We start from the raw sequence: 21704 nt of genomic DNA, 5'->3' as shown, positions 1-21704 counted from the left end.
CAACGGAAAAACTTTCGGCAGCTGACAATCGCCCAAAGAAAAAGCGGGGGAACCCCGCTCTTCTTTGCGTCAAAGCCGACACGCCTCAGGTAATGCATGCCTGGCGGCTTACGCCGCCCCGACACGCCTGCAGATGCGTCATTACTCACTGGTCACGGCAGTGCCCTTGACTGGCTCGGTGCCCAGCGGCGAAGACGGATCCACCACGGTCACCGTTTCCACCGAGCCATCCGGCCAGACGATCTGGAAGCGGGTGCCCGGCTGCAACGTGGAGAACGGCATGCCGCTCTGTGCGCGGTAAATGGCAGCGGCCTGGCTGGCACCGGCACGACGCAGATCGGCGTCGGATTTCACGGTGGTCAGCTTGACCTTGCTCATCTCGCGGGAACGGTCTTCGTAGGTGTCGATCAGCACCACGCCTACGGCGCCTGCCGAATAGGCAACAAACAACACCACCCAGACCCAGAATTTTGCTCCGTGAAGGAAACGACGGTAGTTCATTGTTTACCTCCCCGCGCGCGGCGCAGGCGTTTGACTAGTTCGTTCATTTTTTCCATACCCTGCCGCGATACCGCAGCGTCGTACACAAATGTCTCGAAATCCTGATTGGGATCGCGCGAGCAAATCCCGCCATTGGCGCAGTAGCCGGTCATCAATGCACTGCCCGGCCCGCACGCCAGGCCCAACTGGCAGGCCGCCAGTTGCCAGGCCAGCTGCGTGAACTGGTCACCCGCAACCAGGCCGCTATACGCCTCGTCACCCGCAGCAGCCACACCCATCGCGGTGGACACGGCCAGAAACGCTTCCGGATCCTGCGAGTTCAACACCCGCTCCACCAAGCCACGGCGGTACTCGGCATCCGTGCGTAACGGCTCACCCATCGACAGCAGCGCAGCCTCGGCAGCAAGGTTGCCGGCAGCGGCCGAGTCGCGCCGTTGCTGCAACATCAGTGCGCGCCCCAGTCCATCGGCGGCGGTAAAGCCCACGCATCCCTGGCTGACCTGCTCACGTGCCGCCGTCAGGCCCGGCACGTCCTTCAAACCCATGCTCGCCAGCGTGGCGCTGTCCAGCGCGTAGCCCTGCGGATCCATGGCATACACACCGCAATAGTCATAAATGCGGCTGACCATCCAGCCCGCCTCCGCATCACCGGCGGCTGCAGCCGTGCGCAACTGGCGCGCGTATTCAAACAGGCCGCGCCCACCTTCGAAGGCCGCACGCAGGTCCAGTGGTAGGCCCGGGCCGACCGCGGCGCCCAATTCACGCCCGCTCAACGGGCTGTCGCCGGCTGAACCGGTGGCGTCGGAAACCTGCTCCACCGTTACATTCATTGCCGCAGCCATTTCCTGGCTGTCGGCTGCATGCAGACCGCCGCCGCGCAAACCCAGTACGGCAAGCAGCACCGCCGCAGGCAGTGCCAACAGGTACCAAGGTTTTCTGGCCAAGAGGGAGAGCATCGGTAACCGGCACGAAAGGGCAGGTGATGAAGTGCGGATTCTAGCAAGCAAGTGCTTGACGACCATGAACCCGGTGCTCACGGGCGCGCAATCAAGGCCGGGCTCGTCTAGGATGCGTGCCCTGTCCCGCCGTTGCTGTCCCCCGCCATGCCCTTCCTTGAACTGACCCTGCGCTGCACCGAAACCACCCAGCCCCGCTACGAGAACGCGCTCGAAGACGTGGGCGCGCTGGCGGTGACCATGCTCGACGCCGACGCTGACACCAGCAACGAGCGCGCGATTCTGGAGCCGGGCGTGGGCGAAACGCCGCTGTGGAACGACCTGGTGCTGACCGCCCTGTTCCCGGCCGATACCAATGCGCTGGCGCTGCTGGCTGCACTGGAGGCATTCGATGCCGGCCTGGACTGGGCCAACGCCAGCTTCCGCGCGGTCGAAGATGAAGACTGGGAACGTGCCTGGCTGGACCAGTTCCAGCCGATGCGTTTCGGCGAGCGCGCCTGGATCGTGCCGTGGAACCACGAATTACCTGAAGAAGCACAGGCCGCCAACGCCGCCATCGTGCGGCTGGACCCAGGCCTGGCATTCGGCTCGGGCACCCACCCGACTACCGCGCTATGCCTGCGCTGGCTGGACCAGTTGGCTGCCGATGGCGAACTGGCCGGCAAGACCGTGCTCGACTTCGGCTGCGGCTCGGGCATTCTCGCCCTGGCCGCCCTGAAGCTGGGCGCGGCCGCAGCGGTAGGCGTGGACAATGACCCGCAGGCACTGATCGCCACTGCCGACAACGGCGAGCGCAACGGCATGCACATTGCCGCCTACCTGCCGCAGGACGAACCAGTGGCAACGTATCCGGTCGTGGTTGCCAACATCCTGGCCTCGGCCCTGGACGCGCTGGCCGAACTGCTGGCCGCCCGTGTCGCACCCGGCGGGCGTATCGCACTGTCGGGCATCCTGCATGGCCAGGAAGATGAACTGCTGGAACGCTACGCCGCCTGGTTCGACCAGCTTGAAGCCGTGCAGGACGGCGACTGGATGCGCATCACCGGCGTGCGCCGTGCTTGAATGGGCGCAACGCCCCAGCATCGCCTGACATGAGCGACGAAACCACGCCCTCTCGCCCCTCGCTGGCTACTTTTCTGCACGGCAAGCCGGCCCCCAAGCCGGACGACACGCGTGCAGCCGATGCCGATGGCGCAGCAGCACCGCAGACTGCGGAACTGCTGCCTGTCGCCGAGCCAGATGCCCCGCTGGCAGCGCCATTGAACGCTGCCAACGTGATTGCGCCTGAGGCCGCCGAGCCCACCATCAACCGCGTCGATGTCATAGACGAGGCCGATGGTGAAGCCGCTTCAGGGCCCGCCCCCAGCTTCAGCCGCAGCGCACGGGCGGCTACCGCCGCAGCGCACGTCACGCCGCGCTGGCAGTGGGCGCTGATCGCGGGATTGGCGCTGCTGCTGGGCATCCAGATTCTGATCGCCGACCGCGCACGGCTGGCTGCCGACGCCGGCACGCGCCCGCTGGTCAGCGGTCTGTGCGCGGTGTTTCGCTGCAGCCTGCCGGCCTGGCATGAGCCGTCTGCTTACACGATGCTCAGCCGAGACATCCGCCCCGCGCCCGGTCAACCCGGCGTGCTGCAGGTGCACGCCAGTTTCCGCAACGAAGCGCGCTGGGCGCAGGCCTGGCCGGCGCTGCGCTTGTCCCTGTCCGACGCCGATGGCCGGGTGATTGGCCGCCGCACCTTCCAACCGGCCGAGTACCTCGGGCCCACGGCAGATCCGCAGGCACGGCTGGAACAGGGGCAGAGCGCGCAGGTGTCGTTCCAGCTGCATGAACCGGCCGCTGCGACGGTCGCTTTCAGCTTCGAATTTCAATAAGTAAGGCCGCACGGCATGGCAGGCCGCCGGTCCACGCGCTAGACTCCTCCCCCCACGCCGGGCCACTGTGCCCGTCTCTGCTGAATCCGGGATCTTTCCTTGAACGCTGCCCCCACCCGTCCTGACACCAGTCGTGGCGCCGCCAAGCCGCCGCTTCGCGAACACGTCGCACAGTCCGTGCGCCGCTACCTGCGTGACCTGGACGGCTGTGATGCTGACGATGTCTACGAAATCGTCCTGCGCGAAATGGAAATCCCGTTGTTCGTGGAAGTACTGAACCATTGCGAAGGCAACCAGAGCCGCGCCGCCGCACTGCTGGGCATTCACCGTGCCACCCTGCGCAAGAAGCTGAAGGAATACGGGCTGGCGTAACGCCTCGTCCTTCCTGCAACGCCGAGCCATGCTCGGCTTGAGCGTTACCGGGAAAGCCTCTGCCGACCACTGCTCGGCACGACAACCGCCCCTCTGCGGCCACGGCTGTGACCACGCGGCTACAATATCGGCCCGCTTCCGCTGCCCCCCTGCCCCCATGTCTGCTGATCTGCTGCCCGTCCGCCGGGCCCTGCTGTCTGTTTCCGACAAGACCGGTCTGGTCGAACTGGCCCGTGCCCTGGCCGCCCGCAATGTCGAGCTGCTGTCCACCGGCGGTACCGCCAAGGCAATCCGCGACGCCGGCCTGCCGGTGAAGGATGTCTCCGACGTCACCGGTTTCCCGGAAATGATGGATGGCCGGGTCAAGACCCTGCACCCGATGGTGCATGGCGGCCTACTCGGCCGTGCCGGCACCGACGATGCGGTGATGGCTGAACATGGCATCGCACCGATCGATCTGCTGGTGCTGAACCTGTATCCGTTCGAGTCAGTCACCGCCAAGGCCGATTGCACACTCGCCGATGCCGTGGAGAACATCGACATCGGTGGCCCGGCAATGCTGCGCAGCGCCGCCAAGAACTTCGCCCGCGTGGCCGTGGCGACAAGCCCGGACCAGTACGACGCGCTGCTGGCCGAACTCGATGGCAACGACGGCAAACTCTCGGCCGCACAGCGCTTTGCGTTGTCCGTCGCTGCGTTCAACCGCGTAGCGCAGTATGACGCGGCGATCAGCAACTACCTGTCGGCCGTGACCACGACCGATGCGGCTGTGCCGCTGCGTGCCGAATTCCCGGCGCAGATGAACTCCTCCTTCGTGAAAGTGATGGACCTGCGTTACGGCGAAAACCCGCACCAGAACGGCGCGTTCTATCGCGACCTGTGGCCGGTGCCGGGTACGCTGGCCACCTTCGTGCAGCTGCAGGGCAAGGAGCTGAGCTACAACAACCTGGCCGATGCCGATGCCGCGTGGGAATGCGTGCGTCAGTTCGACGTGCCGGCCTGCGTCATCGTCAAACACGCCAACCCGTGTGGCGTGGCCGTGGCTGCCGACGTCGGCGCCGCGTATGAAATGGCCTACAACACCGACCCGACCAGCGCGTTCGGCGGCATCCTCGCCTTCAACCGCACACTGGATGTGGCGACGGCCAAGGCCATCCTCGACCGTCAGTTCGTTGAAGTGTTGATCGCTCCGGATTACGAGCCGGCCGCGCTGGAATACGCCACCAAGAAAGCCAACGTGCGCGTGCTGCGCATTCCGGCCGGTGACGGGCGCAACAACTACGACACCAAGCGCGTGGGGTCCGGCCTGCTGATCCAGAGCGCCGACAACCGTGGCATGTCGCTGGAAGAACTGAAGACCGTGACCCAGCGCGCGCCGAGCGACACTGAACTGCGCGATCTGCTGTTCGCCTGGCGCGTGGCCAAGTACGTCAAGTCCAATGCGATCGTCTACGCGAAAGACGAGCGCACCATCGGCGTGGGCGCAGGCCAGATGAGCCGTGTGTACTCCGCGCGCATCGCTGGTATCAAGGCCGCTGATGCAGGGCTGGTGGTGCCGGGTTCGGTGATGGCATCGGATGCGTTCTTCCCGTTCCGTGACGGTTTGGACGCCGCTGCCGACGCAGGCATCACGGCGGTGATCCAGCCGGGCGGTTCAATGCGCGATCCCGAAGTGATTGCCGCTGCCGATGAACATGGCATCGCCATGGTATTCACCGGCATACGCCACTTCCGTCACTGACACAGACCATGCTGACAGGGGCAATCGGCAACATCGCCCCTGATCGTTGCGGCCCTGCGAGCGAGATGTTCGCAGGGCGCGTACAACGCGCAACGGTGGCATCGCTTTGGCAACACACACCACGTGCCGGCGACACGCCACGCGATTGCTACAACGCACTACCGCATTCCCGTTTCCACTCACGCAAAGGGCTGCAGCTGATGCGCAACACTCTGATTTTCCTGTTCGTCGGCAGCTGCGCGGCCCTGCTGGCCGGATGTGGCAACGGCAAGCTTGCCGACGCACAGCGCACCGCCGTGGCCACCATGAGCAAGCAACTGCCTGCGCCGTACCGCGATGGTTTGATCATCGATTCGGTGCACCGCCATGGCGATGACCTGGTGCAGGTGATCCGCTCCCCCGATGCCACCGTCGACATGGCCAAGGCCAAGCCCGAGGTATTTGAAGCGCTACGTCGCGACGAAGATGAAGCCATCACCGAACTGTGCGCGACGCCGTCGCTGGCTCCGGTCTACGCCGCTGGCGGCAATGTGCGCCGGCGCTTCGTCGATGCCAATGGCGCGGTGTTCTTCGAAGTCACGCTGAAGTCTTCTCATTGCATTTCCCATTGAACGCTCCACAGGAACTGACCCCATGAAAATCCTCGTCATCGGCGCCGGCGGCCGCGAACACGCGCTGGCCTGGAAGCTGGCCCAGTCCACGAAGGTCAGCGAAGTGATCGTCGCCCCGGGCAATGCCGGCACCGCCACCGAAGGCAAGTGCCGCAATGTCGCGATCAAGGTCACCGATATCGCCGGGCTGCTGAAACTGGCGCAGGACGAAGCAGTCGGCCTGACCGTGGTCGGGCCGGAAGTGCCGCTGGTCGCCGGCGTGGTGGATACGTTCCGTGCGGCGGGCCTGCGCATCTTCGGGCCAACCGCAGCGGCGGCGCAGCTGGAAGGCAGCAAGGCATTCGCCAAGGATTTCCTCGCACGCCACGGCATTCCCACCGCGTACTACGCCGTGCACACCGAGGTGGATGCGGCGCTGGCCTATCTGCATGAGAAGGGCGCGCCCATCGTGATCAAGGCCGATGGTCTTGCCGCCGGCAAGGGCGTGATCGTGGCGATGACGATGGAAGAAGCCGAAGCTGCGGTGCACGACATGCTCAGCGGCAACGCATTTGGCGATGCTGGCGCACGTGTGGTGATCGAGGAATTCCTCGACGGCGAAGAAGCCAGCTTCATTTCGATGGTGGATGGCCGCATCGCACTGCCGATGGCCACCAGCCAGGACCACAAGCGCGTAGGCGACGGTGACACCGGCCCCAACACTGGTGGCATGGGTGCGTACTCGCCCGCCCCGGTGGTCACGCCGGAGGTGCATGCACGCGTGATGCGCGACGTGGTTGAGCCGACCGTGGCCGGCATGATCGCCGACGGCGTACCGTTCACCGGTTTCCTGTATGCCGGGCTGATGATCGACGCGGAAGGCGCGCCGAAGGTGATCGAATTCAACGTGCGCTTCGGCGACCCGGAAACCCAGCCGGTAATGCTGCGCCTGCAGTCGGATCTGGTGGATCTGCTTGAAGCGGCCATCGATGGCGCCTTGGCTGGCGTGGAAGCGCAGTGGGATCCGCGCCCGTCGCTGGGTGTGGTGCTGGCGGCCAAGCCGTATCCGGAAACGCCAATTGTGGGTGATGTCATCAGCGGTCTGGCCGATGTGCCGGGCAGCGCCAAGGTGTTCCATGCCGGTACTGCGCTGGATGCGGACGGCAATGTGATCAGTGCCGGCGGCCGTGTGTTGTGCGTGGCAGCGCTCGGCGACAGCGTCTCCGATGCGCAGCAGCATGCCTATGCCGGTGTGGCGAAAATTCACTGGGCCAACGAGTTCCATCGCAACGATATTGGCTGGCGCGCGATTGCGCGTGAGCAGCAGTAAGTCATTCGTGTGATGGATGATGAAAAGGGCGGCCTCAAGGCCGCCCTTTTTTGTTGCCTCCATTCGCAGGCGGGGGATGAAGCGCAGCACCTTGATTCAGATGGAACAAAGCGCAGAGCTGCCCTCATCCGCCCTACGGGCACCTTCTCCCGCGTGCGGGAGAAGGGAGTGCGCCTACCATTTCTTGGCTCCTCTGCATTGCCGCGCAGTTCATGCCTGACAGGCCGAATGCAAGAAAATGAAGTGCTAGCACGATTGCCGAAGCCTGAGACCCATCCCTTCTCCCGCACGCGGGAGAAGGTGCCCGGAGGGCGGATGAGGGTGGCCTTTGCTTCTGCTCCTACCTCTCAGCCGTCACTCCCCCCCCTCAGCGATGCACACTCCCAATACTTGCCGCCGGATACCGCGCACCGGCCGCCGCATCCACCGGGAACACCGCATCAATCCGCGCCAGATCATCCGCATCCAGCACCACGTCCAGCGCACCCAGGTTTTCTTCCAGATACGTCAGCCGCTTGGTGCCCGGAATGGGCACCAGATCATCGCCCTGCGCCAGCACCCACGCCAATGCCAGCTGCCCCGGGCTCACCCCCTTGCTCGCGGCAATCGCGTTGACCTGCTCTACCAATGCCAGGTTGCGGGCGAAGTTCTCCCCCTGGAAACGCGGTGACTTGCTGCGGTAATCGCCTTCTTCAAAATCCGCCGGGCTGCGAATCGCACCGGTCAGGAAGCCACGGCCCAGCGGCGAGTACGGCACGAAGCCGATGCCCAGCTCGCGCACCGTCGCCAGCAAGCCGTTGTGTTCCGGCTCGCGCGACCACAACGAGTACTCGGTCTGCAATGCGGTGATCGGGTGTACCGCATGCGCACGACGGATCGTCTCCGGCGCCGCTTCGGACAGACCCAGGTAACGCACCTTGCCCTGCTCGACCAACCGCGCCATCGCGCCTACCGTGTCTTCAATCGGCACCTGCGGGTCCACGCGGTGCTGGTAGTACAGGTCGATGTGATCAACGCCCAGCCGCTGCAGGCTCGCCTCGCAGGCGGCCTGTACGTACTCCGGGCGGCCATCAACACCGCGCGCCTGCGGATCATCCGGATTGAGCTGGATACCAAACTTGGTCGCTAGGAACACCTGCTCACGACGATCGGCAATGGCGCGCCCCACCAATACTTCATTGGTGTGCGGGCCATACATGTCAGCGGTATCAAGCAAGGTGACACCGCGCTCCAGCGCGCGGTGGATGACCGCGATCGAGGCACTGTCATCACCACGACCGCCATAGAACGCACTCATGCCCATGCAACCAAGGCCAAGGGCGGAAACAACCGGGCCATCACGGCCCAACATGCGGGTTTGCATTGCCATGCGTCCATCAACGAAGGGGGACGCCACTGTAGGCCGACATCACTACGCCGATAAACCCGCATAATTGGGACTGACCATGAAGCCAGATCGCACAATCGATCCCGCCCTGCTGCCTGCGCTGGCCGCCTTTGCCTGCGTGGCCCGGCAGGCCAGTTTCCGCCAGGCCGCCATCGAGCTGGGGGTGTCGCCGTCGGCGCTGTCGCAGACCATCCGCAACCTCGAACGCCGGCTGGGCACGCGCCTGCTGCAGCGGACCACCCGCCGCGTCGGCCTGACCGAGCCCGGCCAGCGCCTGTTGCAGGAAATGCTACCGGCACTGGAACGCATCGGCGGTGCGTTGCAGGCCATGGAAGAAAGCCGCGACCTACCCGTCGGCCAGCTGCGCATCACCACACCGCGGTTTGCCGCCGAGCACCTGCTGCTGCCCTTTCTGCCGGCCTTCCATCGCCAGTACCCGCAGGTGCAGGTCGAGTTGGCGATCCAGTCGGCGATGGTCGATGTGGTGGCCGAAGGATTTGATGCCGGCATCCGCCTGGGGGAATCACTGGCGGCCGGCATGATCGCGGTGCCACTCGGTCCGCCCTTGCGGCTGGCGGTGGTCGCCGCGCCTGCCTATCTGCAACAACGCGGTGTGCCTGCCCGGCCGGAGGACCTGGTCAACCATGCCTGCCTGCGCCACCGCAGCAGCGACGGACGCATCTTCCCCTGGGAGTTCACGCGCGATGGCCACGACTTCCACGTTGAAGTCGATGGCCCCCTGCTGCTCAACGACAGCCAGCTCGCACTGCACGCCGCACGCGACGGACTGGGCTTGCTGCAGGTGTTTTCACACAGCGCACGTGCGGAGTTGGAAGACGGGCGCCTGCTGCGCGTGCTCGACGAATGGCAGCTGCCGTTCGCCGGTTTCCATCTGTACTACCCCTCGCGCGAACAACTTGCACCGAAGTTGCGGGTGTTCATCGATTTCATGCGTGCAGCCAATGCTGCGGCATTCAACTGATGCGTCCCCCACGCCGTCCACGCTTGCCTGTGCAACAACAGCGTCGCAAGCTGGCCCTCTACTGACCGCATAAGGCCACATCATCGGCATGCCCCGTCTCGAACGCCACCTGGGCCAACTCTGGGCCCACGAGAAAGCCAGTTATGGATTGCGCGTTTTCATCGCGCTGACCAGCGTGATGGCTTACGGCTGGTACTACGACCGCATCGGCGCCATTCCCAGCCTGTTCCTGGGCATCATCGCCAGCGCCATCGCCGAGACAGATGACAACTGGTGGGGCCGCACCAAATCCGTGCTGCTGTCGCTGCTGTGCTTCAGCCTGGCGGCTGCCTCGGTGGTGTGGCTGTTTGCGTATCCACTGCCCTTCATCACCGCGCTGGCGTTGGCCGCCTTCTGCCTGACCCTGCTCGGTGCGCTGGGCGAGCGCTACGCTTCCATCGGCCAGGCCACGGTGACGCTGGCCATCTACACCATGCTCGCGATGGACCAGCTCAAGTCACCCGGCGTGGCGTGGCACGAGGTCTCCAACCTGCTGATCGGCGCAGCGTGGTACGGCATGTTGTCGATCCTGTGGACGGCCATGTTCGCAAACCGCCCCGTGCGCGAACGGCTGGCGCGGCTGTTCTTCGAGCTGGGCCATTACCTGCAGCTCAAGGCCGATCTGTTCGAGCCGGTGCGGCACGGCAACCTGGAAGCGCGGCGGCTGGCACTGGCCGAGCAGAACGTGCGCGTGGTCGAAACCCTGAACACCGCCAAGACCGCCATCCTCAGCCGCTTCGGCCGCTCCGGCCGGCCCGGTGTGCAATCAGGCCTGTATTTCCGCCTGTACTACATGGCCCAGGATTTCCACGAGCGCGCCAGCTCTTCGCACTATCCCTATGAAGCACTGGCCGACACTTTTTTCCACAGCGACGTGCTGTACCGCTGCCGACGCCTGCTGTCGCTGCAAGGCAAAGCCTGCCAAGCATTGGGGCAGGCCATCCGCCTGCGCCAGCCCTTCACCTATGGTGAGCAGGCGCGGCAGGCCGGGCAGGACCTGACTGAATCGCTGCGCTACCTGCGCGAACACCAGCGCCCACAATGGCGGCGCCTGCTCGGCTCGCTGCAGCTGCTGGCGCACAACCTGTCCAGCATCGAGCGGCAACTCTCCGAAGCCTCGCTGGCCGACGTGCCGTTGGAAGGCATCGACACACGCCTGCGCGATTCTTCGCCGCACACGCTGCGCGAGATGGCCACGCGCCTGCGTCAATCACTGACACCGGGTTCCTTGTTGTTCCGCCACGGCGTGCGCATCGCGCTCGCGCTGATCGCTGGCTATGTCGTGCTCAAGCTGGTGCATCCAGAAAATGGCTACTGGATCCTGCTGACCATCCTGTTCGTGTGTCGCCCGCACTTTGGCGCCACCCGGCGGCGTCTGGTCGAACGCATCGCCGGTACGTTGGTGGGCCTGGGCGCAACGTGGGCGTTGATGCAGTTGTTCCCTGGCACCCACCTGCAATTGCTGGTGGCCCTGGCCGCTGCGCTGGTGTTCTTCTTCAACCGCACCGATCGCTACCTGCTGGCCACCGCCGCGATCACGGTGATGGCGCTGGTGTGCTTCAACTTGCTGGGCGATGGGTTCGTGCTGATCTGGCCGCGCCTGCTGGACACGCTGATCGGCTGCGCCATTGCCGCTATCGCATCGCTGCTGATCCTGCCCGACTGGCAGGGCCGTCGCCTGCACCGGGTGATGGCACAGGTGGTCGCCACCAGTACCGCCTACCTGGACGCGGTGCTGGGCCAATACCGCAGCGGCATGCGCGACGACCTGCCCTACCGCGTTGCCCGCCGCGATATGCACAACGCTGACGTCGCACTGTCCGTCGCACTGGCCCACATGCTGCGCGAACCCGGCTATGCGCGCGGCAACCTGGAGGGTGGCTTCCGCTTTCTGGCGCTGTCCAACACCTTGCTGGGTTATTTGTCAGCGCTGGGTGCACACCGCGCGCAATCGACGCTGGTGGACGAAGACCCGGTAATCACCGCTGGCCATCAGCAACTACAGCAATCGCTGTCGCAACTGGCCGATGCCTTGGCCAAGCGCGACACCGCGCCGCCGCAGGAAGAAGAAATCGCCCTGGCCGACGCGCTGGAACAGCTGCCCGATGACATCGACGAAAAGGCGCGCCTGGTTCGCACCCAACTGGCGTTGATGCTGCGGCTGATGCCGAAGCTGCGCAGCACGGCGGCCGAAGCAATCCAATTGCAGATCCCGGCCAACGCTGCTGCAGGAGCGGCATAAGCCGCTCTCAACACCCGCACCGGCACCATGCAGGAGCAAGCCGCGTAGAGAAACACGTGACATTGAAGACAACCGATGCACCGGGGGCGCAACTCGCATCTGCGCCGAATCACCACGCATCATCTGCGTCGCGACCCAGGTCGCCCCATGCCGCATCAGGCCCGCTGGCGGCGCGGCCCGCGCACCGGCATGAAGAACACTCCCAATCCCAGCACCGCCAGCAATCCGCCCAGCGCGCACACACCGTTCCAGCCGTATTGCGTCCATGCGGCAGTACCCAACGCCGAGCCACTGGCGCCGCCGATGAAATAGCAGGTCATGTAGGCCGAGGTGATGCGGCTGCGTGCGCCTTCATCCAACTGGTAAATCACGCTCTGGTTGTTGATGTGCACCGCCTGCACCGCGACATCCAGCAGCAACACGCCGATAACCAACGCCGCCAGCGATACCGGTGCCAACACCAGCACCAACCACGACACCAGCAGCATCACCAGACCGCCACCGGCCACCCAGCGACCATGGCCGCGGTCGCTCAGGCGGCCGGCACGACTGGCAGCCAATGCGCCGGCCGCGCCCACCAGGCCGAACAGCCCAATGGTGCCGATGGAATACCCATAGGCCGGCCCAGACAGCAGGAATGCCAGCGGCGTCCAGAACACGCTGAAGCCGGCAAACAACACCCCACCCAGCAACGAACGCTGACGAAGCAACGGCTCATCACGCAGCAGCGCCAGCACCGAGCCGATCAAACGCGGATACGACAACGTGGCGGTCGGCTGATGTGCTGGCAGCAACTTCGCCAGCAACACTGCCAACAGCAACAAGGCCACGCACGCGACCCAATAGATGGTGTGCCACGAGCCGACTCCGGCCAGCACGCCCGAGGCGGTGCGCGCCAGCAGGATGCCCAGCAACAGGCCGGCCATGATCGTGCCGACCACCCGTCCGCGTTGCTCCGGCGCGGCCAGCGTCGCGGCATGCGGAATGATTACCTGTGCCGCCACCGCACTCAGCCCACTCAGGGCGGTGCCGATCAGCAGCTGGGTGAGATTGCCCGCGCTGGCGCTGATCGCCAGCCCCACCGCTGCCAGCACGAACAGGCCGACGATCAACCCACGCCGCTCCAGCCGGTCGCCCAATGGCACGATCAGCAACAAACCAGTGGCATAGGCCAACTGCGCCACCGTGACCACCCAACCCGCCTGGCTGGCACTCACCGTGAACACACCGGCCAGCAGCTGCAATAACGGTTGGGCGTAGTAATTGCTGGCCACGATCAAGCCGGTGGCGGTAGCCAGCAGCAGTACCCGCGACTGGGGAAGGACGTTCGCGGTGGAGATTTTGGAGGACATGAAGGTGGGGAATCAGGAAACCGGGGGCCAGTCTGTTCCCGCCATCGAGATGACACAAATGCATTGTTTTCATCCAACCCATCTGTTTCAGTGATGGCATGTTTACCTTGCGCCAGCTTGAGTTCGTCGTCGCCGTGGCCGAAGAGGGCAGCTTCACGGCCGCCGCTGCCCGCTGTCACACCGTGCAGTCGGCGCTGAGCCATCAGATGGCACGGCTGGAGGAAGCCTTTGGGGCGCGACTGTTCGAGCGCGGACCTCGTCGGGTGCGGCCTACCGCCGCCGGCGAGGTATTCCTACGCAATGCCCGGCTTACGTTGCAGGCCGCCGCCCGCCTGCAGGAGGAGATGGCGCTGGCGCTGGGCACGGTGCGCGGCCGGATCAACATCGGCCAGATCACCTCGCTCAACGTGGTCGATGTGCCGGCCCTGCTGGCGACCTTCCGTACCGCCCATCCCGCCGTTGATGTGCACCTGCGGGTGGGCATGAGCGAGGTGTTGCTGGCCGACCTGGACGAAGGCCGGCTGGACATCGCCCTGATCGGCGTCGGCCCGCAACTGGCGCTGCCGCCGCAGCACCGGTTGCTGCACGAGGAAGGCCTGTCGCTGGTGATGCCACCGGACCACGCGCTAACCGCGTGCCAGGAAATTCCGCTGGAAGCGCTCGATGGCATCCCGCTGGCGGCACTGGTAGCCGGTGCCGGTGTGCGCCGCATGGTCGATGACGCCCTGGTCGGTCGGGGCATCCGCCCACAGCTGCAGTACGAAGTCACCCACAGCGAAATCCAGCGGCAACTGGTGGCAGCAGGCTTGGCGGTCGCAGTAGTGCCAGCCAGCATGGCCGAACGCATGGAAGGCGTGAGCGTGCGGCCATTGGCCGAGACCTTTCACTTCCGGACCTGTGCGGTATGGCGGGCCGATCCCACCCCTGCCGCACGCGCCCTGCTCGCGCTGCTGCCCCCGCTGGCAGCGTGATCGCGGTCTGCTAAGGTGCCGCGCAGAACCGAGGAGACACGATGTCAGGCCACAACCAATTCGCGCTGCTCAAGCAACGGCGCTTCCTCCCGTTCTTCATCGTCCAGGCGCTGGGCGCGTTCAACGACAACATCTATCGCCAGGCGATCATCGGCCTGCTGTTCTACCTGGGCGTCAGCACCGAAGAACGCACGCTGTACACCAACCTGGCGCCGGCATTGTTCATCCTGCCGTACTTCCTGTTCTCTGCCCTGGCCGGGCAGATCGCTGAGAAGCTGGAGAAGCAGCGGTTGATCGTGATCACCACCGTGATGGAAATCGTGATCATGTCGCTGGCCGCCATCGGCTTCCTCACGCAGAACATGCCGGTGCTGTTGATCGCATTGTTCTGCACCGGCCTGCAATCCACGTTGTTCGGGCCAGTGAAGTACTCGGTGTTGCCGTCGATCCTCAAGCCGGAGGAACTGACCGGTGGCAACGGTCTGGTCGAGATGGGCACGTCCATTTCCATCCTCACCGGCATGATTGCCGGCGGCATGATATTTGCCCTGGCCGGCAGCTATGGGCCCATCGTCGCGGCGGTGGCCATCATCGCGCTGGCGCTGGCCGGCAACATCGCCGCACGCATGATCCCGCGCGTGGATGCAGGCGCGCCCGAACTGAAGATCAACTGGAACCCGCTGAGCGAATCGCTGGCAGTGCTGCGCATGGCCAAGAAGCAGAAGGCCGTGCGCAACGCCATCCTCGGCGTGTCCTGGTTCTGGTTCTTCGGCACCGTGCTGACTTCGCAGCTGCCCACCTATGCGGTAGTCAATCTGGGAGGAGACGAGACGCTGTACATCTTCGCGCTGGCGCTGTTCTCGCTGGGTACTGGCGTGGGTTCGCTGCTGTGCGAAAAGCTCTCCGGACGCATTGTCGAAATTGGCCTGGTACCGCTGGGCGCATTCGGCATGAGCGCGTTCCTGCTGGATCTGTACTTCGCCCGAACCGGCGCGGTGGAAATCAGTGGCTTGAATGGTTTCAGCTTCCTGCAGCAACCGGGCAGCTGGCGCATTGTCATCGACCTGCTGGGCATCGGCTTGTTCACCGGTTTCTTCGTGGTGCCGTTGTTCGCGCTGATCCAGAGCCGCACCGACAAGTCGGAGATGTCGCGCGTGTTCGCTGCGCTCAACATCCAGAACTCCGGCTTCATCGTGCTGGCGGCAATGCTGGGCCTGCTGCTGCAGCTCAAGCAGCTGTCGCTGTTCGGCTACACGCTGCCCATGCCGGGCCTGACCGTGCCGCAGTTGTTCCTGACCCTGGCCATCGGCAACGTGCTGGTCGCGGTCTACATCTTCAGCATCGTCCCCGAATTCCTGATGCGCTTCCTCAGCTGGGTGATGGTGCGCACGTTGTACCGGCTGCGGGTCAATGGCGTGGAAGCCAATGTGCCCGACGAAGGCGCTGCGCTGATCGTCTGCAACCATGTCAGCTACATGGATGCGCTGATCCTGTCAGCGACGATTCCGCGCCCGGTGCGCTTCGTCATGTACTACAAAATCTTCAACATCCCGGTAATGCGCTGGATATTCACCACCGCCAAGGCCATCCCCATCGCCAGCCCCAAAGAAAATGCGGCCCTCATGCAGCGTGCCTTCGATGACGTGGACGCGGCTTTGGCCGAGGGCGAGCTGGTCTGCATTTTCCCCGAGGGCGCGCTGACCAAGGACGGTGAGATGGCCGCCTTCAAGTCAGGCGTGGAGCGCATCCTGGCCCGACGCCCGGTGCCGGTGGTGCCCATGGCGCTCAAGGGCATGTGGTCAAGCATGTGGAGCCGGCGCGATACACGGCTGGGGCGGATGCGGGTACCGCGCCGTTTCCGCGCACACGTCAACGTGGCCGCAGCACCCGCCGTGGATGGCGCCAACACCGATGCCACCCAGCTGGAAACGCTGGTGCGTGCGCTGCGCGGGGACCAAGCGTAGGGATTTGCGCTTTCCAGATGTAGGACAACTAGCTAGGCTATTCCCCATTGCATGCTGCCATGATCGGGCGGCATGCCACTTAGCTCTGGGGAATACATGGATAGTTCCACACCATCGCCACCACCCACACCACCGTCGCCGCCTGCATTCAACGCGCCGGCTGCGCCGCAGGTGGTGCATCACTATCACCATCCGGAGAAATCCGGCGGCGTCGCCGCCCTGCTGGAAGTGATCCCGGGCCTGTTCCAGGTTTTCGGCATCGGCCACATGTATGCCGGCAATGTTGGCACCGGCCTGATCTTCATGTTTGGCTATTGGGCCTTGGCCTTCATCAATTTCCTGCTGCTTTTCGTCTTCATCGGCTGGATTACCTGGCCGCTGTGCTGGGTGGCCGCCATGATCATTTCGCCGCTCACTGCGGCAAATGCCTGCAAGTCACGCTGACCGTTTTACATATCAACCGGAGAAATGGATGAACACCGTCAATCCCACCAGCAGCATTCCCAACCACCTGGCGTGGTCGATCATCGCCACCGTCCTTGCCACCTGCCTGTGCTGCCCGCTGGGCCTGGTCGGCATCGTCGCCATCGTGTTCTCCAGCAAGGTGAATTCGCTGTTGGCACAGGGTGATATCGACGGCGCCCGCCGCGCTTCCAACAACGCCAAGATCTGGTGCTGGGTGGCAACCGGCCTGGCTATCCTCGGCCTGATCATCAACGCCATCTACTTCGCCACGGTCGGCAGCGCCGGCTACATGGAAATGCTGCAGCAGTACCAGTAAGACCTTGGCGCTCACGCTCAAAACGAACCACAAACTTGCAATGGCCGGGATGGCAGTCGCCGTCCCGGCCGGCGTGGCGTTGCTATGGAAGTTTGATCCCAACGTCGCCGGCAATCCGTTTCCGCCGTGCATGTTCTACGCCATCACCGGCCATTACTGCATCGGTTGCGGGCTCACCCGCGCATTGCATGCCTTGGTTCATGGCGATGTGCTCGGCGCACTGTCCATGAATCCGCTGGGCCTGGTCGTGTTGGGGCTGATTCCGCTGATGACGCTGTGGTCAGCAGGTTGGCAGCCGCGTTGGCTGCAGCCGATCATGCGGTGGGTGATGGAACCCAAGCTCTGGCTGGTGCTGTTGCCCACGTACTGGATCGCCCGCAATTTGCCATGGTTCCCCTTCACCCTGCTCGCGCCAGGCTGAAGGCGTCGCTCCTGGCTGGAACGGGCATACGTCACCAAGCCCCTGCCATGCAGCGCAGGGGACATCGGTAATCAAGGGATCATCACGGTTGCGGCTTGTTGCCACGACAAGCATCGCGGGCCCAAGCCGTTTCTACGGCTGCTTCAACCCACCCAGCCAGCGATCACCAACAGGGCCAGCAGGGCCATCCACAGCAGCAACATCCGCCACACCAGGCTCATCGCGTCGCGCAGCTCGGGGTAGCGTTCGTCCACCGGCGCCATGCCGGTCAGGCGTGCCTCATCGGCATCTTCCACCAGCTCGGCGCCTACGCTAGCGCGCGCGGCCTGGGTCAGGAAACCCAACTCCAGCGCCAGACGGTTGCCACCAGCACCTCGCCAGGCGGAAAACACGGTGTCGAAATTGCCCACCAGGGCCATCGACAGCGTCATCAGCTGTGCCACTGGCCATTCCAGCAATGCCAGGGCGGTCGCACCACCGTGCCGCGCGGCGTCGGACACCCGTGCCGATTGCGGACCCTGCAGCGATTGCGCCAACAAACGGTAGAGCACCGCGCCAAGCGGCCCGAGCAGCAGGAACCAGAACAACGGCGCAAACCAGCGTCGCAACGCGTCGGTAGCCGTCGCCTCAACCAATGAAGGCGCGTCCTCACGCATGCTGCCGCCGCCTGCCTGCAGGTGGGAGATGGCGACATCACGAGCACCCGCATCATCGGCGTCGATCACCGCCTCGACATCACGGTCCAGGTCGCGCGGGCCCCAGCACAGGGTCAGCACGACAATGCCGAACAGCAGCGACGGCAGGCCATACACACGCTCGTCCAATGCCCATTGCAGCAGTGCCACCACCAAGACGCACAAGACGATGGCCATGACCAACCCATAGCGGCTGCCCGTGGCCTCTCCGGTGTGGCCTTGCCACCATTGCAGCCAACGGCCGTACCAGCGCCAGTCACGCAGCGACGCCATCGCCGCCGGGGCCAGATGGCCCAGCACCAATGCCGTGATCACTGCTACCAAAGTCGTGAACATGCGTTTCCTCCGGCCTGCGATTGTAGGCCCTGCCAACGCCGTGCAAGGGGACGCATGTCGTCTCGCATCGTCACGCTGTCTTTCCCTGGTACCAGTGCGAGATCAGCGTGCGCGCGATGGATATCCGGGGCGGCAGCAGGATGCCCTGCCCGTCGTCATCGGAGTCGCGGCGCAACGCAGCGCCCACTTCTTCGACGCTGAACCAGCGCGCGTCTTCCAGCTCTCCGTTCACCGTCGGGGTGTCGTCCTGTGCGGTGGCAAAGAAGCCCACCATCAACGCACCCGGAAATGGCCAGGGCTGAGTGCCCATGTAGCGCGCCTCGTTCACCCGCACCTTGGACTCCTCGAACACTTCACGGGCCACGGTCTGCTCGAATGTTTCGCCCGGCTCCACGAAGCCGGCCAGCACCGAGTAACGGCGCGCCACCCAATTGCTCTGGCGACCGAGCAGCAGCCGGTTGTTGTTCTCCACCGCAACGATGACGGCAGGATCGACACGCGGGTAATGTTCGGTGCCGCACTGGTCGCAATGGCCAATGAAGCCGGCACGGCCAAAACGCACCGCTGCGCCACAGACACCACAGAAGCGGTTGCGCGAATGCCAGTAGGACATGCCACGTGCATAACAGAACACATCGGCCACTTCCGCTGGCCAACTGGCTGCCGCCTGGCGCAGATCGATGCGGCTCGGCGCATGTGCGGTGAGGGTGCCTGCCTCGGCCACGAACCAGGCGCGGCCACCGGCCGTCAGGCCCAGGAACACCGCCGCACCCGGGCCACCGCCCAGTTCACGGCCAGTTACAAGGAAAGGTTGACCTTCGGCATCGGCGAACGCAGTGCCGTCGGCATCGAGTACCAGGACGTGCGCCTCAGGCCAGAGCCGGCTCAATGCATCGGGGTCGTCGCGCAGGGCGTCACCGCGGTTCAGCGCTGCGCCGGCGAAGGCGTATCCAGAAAAGGAACGATCAGGATTGGACATCCGTCAGAGCCTGCCGCCAAAGCGTGTCCATCGCAAGCGCGGATAAGCTGCCATTCGATGGCGCAGTGGCTGCGGTGGCTCAGGCTGCGCCTTCGGGAAGCTCCACGCCCATGTCGCAAAGCCGCCTGCGCGCCACGGCCAGCTGCTCGTCGGTGAACAACGGCCGCCACGCCTCCTGCAGCACCAGGTATTCGACGCTGAGCTTGAGATGCTCACGCCCACGCAGGAATAACTCGGTGAAGCCATCGGACACATTGGGCGCTGCCAACAGCTGGTCAGCCGCTGCTTTGCCCCCGCTGCTCAGGACGAGCTGCCGGAATCGCGTGGCCCGGTAAGGCGGCTTGAGCCGTGCGGCCTGCTCATGGATGCCGAGCATGGCGGCGTGGAACTGTTCTTCGAGATTGGATTGCATGTAGAACTTGATAACGACGCGGGAATCAGACCGAGAAGCTGCTGCCACAACCGCAGGTTGTGCGGGCATTGGGGTTGCGGATCACGAACTGCGCGCCGGTCAGGCTTTCGCTGTAATCCACCTCAGCCCCCATCAGGTACTGCAGGCTCAACGGATCCACCAACAGGGTCACCTCATTGGTGACCACCGCCAGATCATCGTCGTCGCGGTTCTCATCGAATTCGAAACCGTACTGGAAGCCCGAACAGCCGCCGCCCTGGATGTACACACGCAATGCCAGGGCATCGTTGCCTTCGTCCTGGATCAGCTCATGTACCTTGGCCGCAGCCGCCGCGGTGAAGTTCAACGGGCGGTCCAGGGACTGGTAATCAGGTGCCGGCTTTGCGCCGGGCAGGGAAACTAGCGTGCTCATGCGCTCAGCATGGGGGCGCGCCGACGCTGTTTCAAGCTTCGGCGGCTTCAGCTTTCTTCGATTTTCGGTCAGCGGCCTTGTCATCCGGTGCCGGCAGGGCAGCCATCGTGGCGGTATGCACCAGGCGGCCATTGAGCTGCGCACCGGCGTTCATTTCCACCACTTGGTAGTGAACGTTGCCGTTGACCCGGGCACTCGGGGTCAGTTCGACCCGCTCGGTCGCGTGTACGTCACCATCCATACGGCCACTGAGCACCACCACCGCGGCGCGGATTTCGCCCTCGATGTAGCCGTGCTCGGCCAGCGTCAGCATCGCCTCGCTGCCTTCGGCGGCAACCACCTTGCCGATGATGCGGCCATCCACATACAGGCCACCGCTGAACACCACGTCGCCGCGGATCTCAACCTGGGACCCGATCAGGGCATCCACGGACAGCTCACCGCTGCTCTTGGACTTACTCTTGAACATGCCTACTCCCCTCTGCCGTTGCCGGCGAGTTTCCAATCAAATGTCTGTGTCGCGCCCCCCCCAGGCCCGGACAGGGAGACTCGCACACGTTGCGGTGTGAAATCCCGGGGCAGCATCACGCTACCGTCCAGTTGTTGGAAATATCGGAACGAATATTCCTGCCCTGGTACCGATTTGCGCTGGTGAAGGTGATCCCAGCTGACCGTGGTCAGCTTGCCGTCCTTCACGCCCTCGACCGAAAAGCGCATCTGCCCTTGGCTGATGGCACCGCGATTCAGATTCTGGGTGAGCACCACGCTGTAGTGCCAGGTGCCGGCGGCTTCGGGTGAAAACTCCACCGAATGCGTATTCAGCCCCTTGCGCTGGCTGGTGGAGCCCACCAGGCGCTCATAGAAGGCTACGTCGGCTCGCAGCCCGGCGATTTCCTCGTCGCGCTCGCCCAGCGAGGCCTGCACTTCGGTGTTGGCCGCTCGGCTGATTTTGTCCGAGGCTTCCAGCGTTGCTTGGCGCTGGCGCTGCTCTTCCAGCTGGCTGCGCTGCTGTTCCACCAGCTGCTCGCTTTGCCGCAGCTTTTCGCGCAGCCCGCCGGCATCCGGGGAGGCATAGCGAGACGCCAGCCAGCCCACCAGCAACAAGGACAACAGCCAGGCTCCGGCGACAAGGGCGACAGGCACCCAGCCCGGGCGGGCGCCGCCGGTGCCACGTGGCGTGATTTGGAAACGTGAAGCCGATCGGTGGGCCATGGCAGGCTCCGGCATCGCCCGGCAAGGGCGCGCCTGTGCTCCGTCTGAAACGACGGGCCAGTGTAAACGACCATCGCTCGGTCGCGCCTCAGGGCTCATCACATCTGGCAATCACGCCAACCATGCTCGATAGTTGCGATCCTGCTCACAGTTTC

23 protein-coding genes are annotated in these 21704 nt (G+C 64.5%); 13 read left to right on the top strand and 10 right to left on the bottom strand.

What is annotated here, in order from left to right; genetic code table 11:
* Positions 1-141: 141 nt before the first annotated feature.
* Both PAN08_RS17525 and PAN08_RS17520 read right to left on the bottom strand, forming a co-directional pair.
* A complete protein-coding gene (locus tag PAN08_RS17525; protein ID WP_269792798.1) occupies positions 142-501 on the bottom strand; it encodes a hypothetical protein in 360 nt (119 codons plus the stop codon).
* Positions 498-1457, bottom strand: a complete 960-nt coding sequence (locus PAN08_RS17520) for a hypothetical protein (protein ID WP_269792797.1) — start codon at positions 1455-1457, stop codon at positions 498-500. Before PAN08_RS17520 ends, PAN08_RS17525 begins: the two co-directional genes overlap by 4 nt.
* A gap of 147 nt (positions 1458-1604) precedes the next feature.
* Between PAN08_RS17520 and prmA the strand changes: the two genes are divergently transcribed.
* The 6 genes from prmA (at position 1605) to purD (ending at position 7364) form a co-directional block, all read left to right on the top strand.
* Entirely contained in the window at positions 1605-2519 is a 915-nt protein-coding gene (gene prmA, locus PAN08_RS17515) for a 50S ribosomal protein L11 methyltransferase (RefSeq protein WP_269792796.1), read from the top strand.
* 29 nt (positions 2520-2548) lie between these two features.
* Complete coding sequence (locus PAN08_RS17510) at positions 2549-3331, top strand: DUF3426 domain-containing protein (protein WP_269792795.1); 783 nt, start codon at positions 2549-2551, stop codon at positions 3329-3331.
* Positions 3332-3430: 99 nt separating this feature from the next.
* Positions 3431-3703 (top strand): DNA-binding transcriptional regulator Fis, encoded by a 273-nt coding sequence (fis, locus tag PAN08_RS17505; protein WP_057631483.1) that lies wholly within the window; start codon positions 3431-3433, stop codon positions 3701-3703.
* Between the two features lie 157 nt (positions 3704-3860).
* Complete coding sequence (gene purH / locus PAN08_RS17500) at positions 3861-5444, top strand: bifunctional phosphoribosylaminoimidazolecarboxamide formyltransferase/IMP cyclohydrolase (protein WP_269792794.1); 1584 nt, start codon at positions 3861-3863, stop codon at positions 5442-5444.
* Positions 5445-5644: 200 nt separating this feature from the next.
* A complete protein-coding gene (locus PAN08_RS17495; RefSeq protein WP_269792793.1) occupies positions 5645-6055 on the top strand; it encodes a hypothetical protein in 411 nt (136 codons plus the stop codon).
* A gap of 22 nt (positions 6056-6077) precedes the next feature.
* The gene (gene purD, locus PAN08_RS17490) at positions 6078-7364 is read left to right on the top strand and encodes a phosphoribosylamine--glycine ligase (protein WP_269792792.1); all 1287 of its coding nucleotides are present in this window, start codon (positions 6078-6080) and stop codon (positions 7362-7364) included.
* 367 nt (positions 7365-7731) lie between these two features.
* Here purD and PAN08_RS17485 read toward each other — a convergent pair whose 3' ends face one another.
* On the bottom strand, positions 7732-8727 hold the full coding sequence (locus PAN08_RS17485) for an aldo/keto reductase (protein ID WP_269792836.1): 996 nt from the start codon (positions 8725-8727) through the stop codon (positions 7732-7734).
* An 82-nt stretch (positions 8728-8809) separates the two neighbouring features.
* Here PAN08_RS17485 and PAN08_RS17480 point away from each other — a divergent pair, with 82 nt between their 5' ends.
* Positions 8810-9733 carry a LysR family transcriptional regulator gene (locus PAN08_RS17480; RefSeq protein WP_269792791.1) on the top strand — a complete coding sequence of 308 codons (924 nt, stop codon included), beginning with the start codon at positions 8810-8812 and terminating at the stop codon, positions 9731-9733.
* 88 nt (positions 9734-9821) lie between these two features.
* Positions 9822-12014: a YccS family putative transporter gene (yccS, locus tag PAN08_RS17475; RefSeq protein WP_269792790.1), complete on the top strand. Its 2193-nt coding sequence runs from the start codon at positions 9822-9824 to the stop codon at positions 12012-12014.
* A gap of 155 nt (positions 12015-12169) precedes the next feature.
* Here the strand turns inward: yccS and PAN08_RS17470 are convergent, their stop codons facing one another.
* Positions 12170-13366 carry an MFS transporter gene (locus PAN08_RS17470; protein WP_269792789.1) on the bottom strand — a complete coding sequence of 399 codons (1197 nt, stop codon included), beginning with the start codon at positions 13364-13366 and terminating at the stop codon, positions 12170-12172.
* Positions 13367-13464: 98 nt separating this feature from the next.
* Between PAN08_RS17470 and PAN08_RS17465 the strand changes: the two genes are divergently transcribed.
* From PAN08_RS17465 to PAN08_RS17445, 5 genes are all read left to right on the top strand, one after another.
* Positions 13465-14337 (top strand): LysR family transcriptional regulator, encoded by an 873-nt coding sequence (locus PAN08_RS17465; protein WP_269792788.1) that lies wholly within the window; start codon positions 13465-13467, stop codon positions 14335-14337.
* Between the two features lie 41 nt (positions 14338-14378).
* The gene (locus tag PAN08_RS17460) at positions 14379-16301 is read left to right on the top strand and encodes an MFS transporter (protein ID WP_269792787.1); all 1923 of its coding nucleotides are present in this window, start codon (positions 14379-14381) and stop codon (positions 16299-16301) included.
* Positions 16302-16397: 96 nt separating this feature from the next.
* Positions 16398-16745 (top strand): hypothetical protein, encoded by a 348-nt coding sequence (locus tag PAN08_RS17455; RefSeq protein ID WP_269792786.1) that lies wholly within the window; start codon positions 16398-16400, stop codon positions 16743-16745.
* Positions 16746-16773: 28 nt separating this feature from the next.
* On the top strand, positions 16774-17082 hold the full coding sequence (locus PAN08_RS17450; protein ID WP_269792785.1) for a CD225/dispanin family protein: 309 nt from the start codon (positions 16774-16776) through the stop codon (positions 17080-17082).
* Between the two features lie 40 nt (positions 17083-17122).
* Positions 17123-17503 carry a DUF2752 domain-containing protein gene (locus tag PAN08_RS17445; protein WP_269792784.1) on the top strand — a complete coding sequence of 127 codons (381 nt, stop codon included), beginning with the start codon at positions 17123-17125 and terminating at the stop codon, positions 17501-17503.
* A 143-nt stretch (positions 17504-17646) separates the two neighbouring features.
* On the opposite strand, the gene ampE is transcribed toward PAN08_RS17445, so the two are convergent.
* The 6 genes from ampE to PAN08_RS17415 form a co-directional block, all read right to left on the bottom strand.
* Positions 17647-18534, bottom strand: coding sequence for a regulatory signaling modulator protein AmpE (gene ampE, locus PAN08_RS17440; RefSeq protein WP_269792783.1), 888 nt, complete (start codon positions 18532-18534; stop codon positions 17647-17649).
* A 70-nt stretch (positions 18535-18604) separates the two neighbouring features.
* Positions 18605-19513 (bottom strand): NAD(+) diphosphatase, encoded by a 909-nt coding sequence (gene nudC / locus PAN08_RS17435; RefSeq protein ID WP_269792782.1) that lies wholly within the window; start codon positions 19511-19513, stop codon positions 18605-18607.
* A gap of 79 nt (positions 19514-19592) precedes the next feature.
* Positions 19593-19925: a hypothetical protein gene (locus PAN08_RS17430; RefSeq protein WP_269792781.1), complete on the bottom strand. Its 333-nt coding sequence runs from the start codon at positions 19923-19925 to the stop codon at positions 19593-19595.
* Positions 19926-19950: 25 nt separating this feature from the next.
* Complete coding sequence (erpA, locus tag PAN08_RS17425; protein ID WP_269792780.1) at positions 19951-20337, bottom strand: iron-sulfur cluster insertion protein ErpA; 387 nt, start codon at positions 20335-20337, stop codon at positions 19951-19953.
* 31 nt (positions 20338-20368) lie between these two features.
* Positions 20369-20806 carry a polymer-forming cytoskeletal protein gene (locus PAN08_RS17420; protein WP_269792779.1) on the bottom strand — a complete coding sequence of 146 codons (438 nt, stop codon included), beginning with the start codon at positions 20804-20806 and terminating at the stop codon, positions 20369-20371.
* A 2-nt stretch (positions 20807-20808) separates the two neighbouring features.
* Positions 20809-21549: a DUF6776 family protein gene (locus tag PAN08_RS17415; protein WP_332840115.1), complete on the bottom strand. Its 741-nt coding sequence runs from the start codon at positions 21547-21549 to the stop codon at positions 20809-20811.
* Positions 21550-21704 lie beyond the last annotated feature (155 nt).

Origin of the sequence: Stenotrophomonas sp. Iso1 (assembly GCF_027497995.1) — a bacterium.
GTDB lineage: Bacteria > Pseudomonadota > Gammaproteobacteria > Xanthomonadales > Xanthomonadaceae > Stenotrophomonas.
This window is presented reverse-complemented; position numbering and strand designations above follow the sequence as displayed.